Annotated in this window: 2 protein-coding genes and 1 pseudogene; 1 reads left to right on the top strand and 2 read right to left on the bottom strand. The window is 69.4% G+C overall.

Annotated elements, in window-relative coordinates:
* Positions 1 to 325 (bottom strand): aminotransferase class III-fold pyridoxal phosphate-dependent enzyme (locus tag MBTS_RS22655; RefSeq protein WP_192216544.1); only part of this gene is annotated, 325 nt, incomplete at its 3' end.
* Positions 326 to 690: 365 nt separating this feature from the next.
* Between MBTS_RS22655 and MBTS_RS22650 the strand changes: the two genes are divergently transcribed.
* Positions 691 to 1,164, top strand: coding sequence for a RidA family protein (locus tag MBTS_RS22650; protein WP_018044106.1), 474 nt, complete (start codon positions 691 to 693; stop codon positions 1,162 to 1,164).
* A gap of 61 nt (positions 1,165 to 1,225) precedes the next feature.
* Here MBTS_RS22650 and MBTS_RS24175 read toward each other — a convergent pair.
* Positions 1,226 to 1,333: pseudogene (locus tag MBTS_RS24175) on the bottom strand (glycerophosphodiester phosphodiesterase); the annotation flags it as partial.
* Positions 1,334 to 1,355: the final 22 nt, after the last annotated feature.

The following is a 1,355-nucleotide window of genomic DNA, read 5'->3' as shown; positions in this document are numbered from 1 at the left end:
TGCGCGCCATCTTGATGGCGGCCTCGTTCGCCTCGGCCCCGGAATTGGCGAAGAACGCCACGTCCGCGAAGGTCGCGTCAACGAGCCGCCGGCCGAGGCGCTCGCCCTCGGGGATCTCGAACAGGTTCGAGGTGTGCCACAGCTTCTGCGCCTGGGTGGTCAGGGCCTCCACGAGGTGCGGATGGGCGTGGCCGAGGGCGTTGACGGCGATGCCGGCGCCGAAATCGAGATAGCGCTCGCCGTCGCGCGTCACGAGCCAGGCGCCCTCTCCGCGCTCGAAGGCGATCGGAGCCCGGGCGTAGGTCGGCAGAAGGGCGGATGTCACGATCCCGACTTCCCATCGTCAAAGCGGGCACGCGGATTGGCCGCGGCACCAAATGAAAGTGCCGCCTCGAAACCGGGCGGCACCGCTGTGATTACTAGAGAATTGGCCGGTTCTGTCAATGATCGGCCGGGTTCATATGCCTGACATGCCTGAGGGTTAGGCTGTGCGCGAGGACACGATCCGGCGGTCCTGCCGGCGGTCCTGCCGGCGGTTTTGCCGATGGTCCTGCGATGCCCGCGCGGCGGGTGCGGCTCGGATGGCCGGGAACGCGGCTCCGAGCTTGCGCGGCTCGGAGCAAGTGTGCTCTGTGCCGCCCCGTCGGGCGCGCCCCCGAGAATGGCATGCCTTCAGGGAAGGACGGACGGATGAGCACGGTCAAGGAACGCCTGGATGCCCTCGGCCTGGTGCTGCCGAAAGCCGCGGCCCCGGTAGCGAATTACGTACCCTTCATCCGCACCGGCAATCTGGTGATCATCTCCGGCCAGATCTGCTTCGGCGCCGACGGCAAGCTCGCCGATGCCCACAAGGGCAAGCTCGGCGCCGAGATCTCCCCGGAGGCCGGCATCGCCGCCGCCCGGCTCTGCGCCCTCAACGTGCTGGCTCAGGTGCAGGCGGCCGTGGGCGATCTCGACCATGGCGTCGTGCAATGCCTGCGCCTCGGCGGCTTCATCAATGCGGTGCCGACCTTCGCCGGCCTCGCCGGGATCATGAACGGGGCCTCCGACCTGATGGTCGAGATCCTGGGCGATCGCGGCCGGCACGCACGCTCCACCGTGGGCGTCGCCGAACTGCCCCTCGACGCCGCCGTCGAGGTCGAGGCGATGTTCGAGGTGAAGTGAGGATGGGGTCGAATGCCCCCGCCTGGCTCACCGCGACGCCCATCGCCCATCGCGGCCTGCACGACCGGGCCGCCGCCAGGGTGTTCTCGGGGATGCCGGCGGCCCGGTCGTGCAGGCCGCGATGGGCGATGGGCGTCGCGGTGAGCCAGGCGGGGGCATTCGACCCCACCCACCAAATTCCCCCGAAATTC

Source organism: Methylobacterium bullatum (assembly GCF_014845095.1).
GTDB lineage: Bacteria > Pseudomonadota > Alphaproteobacteria > Rhizobiales > Beijerinckiaceae > Methylobacterium > Methylobacterium bullatum.
This window is presented reverse-complemented; position numbering and strand designations above follow the sequence as displayed.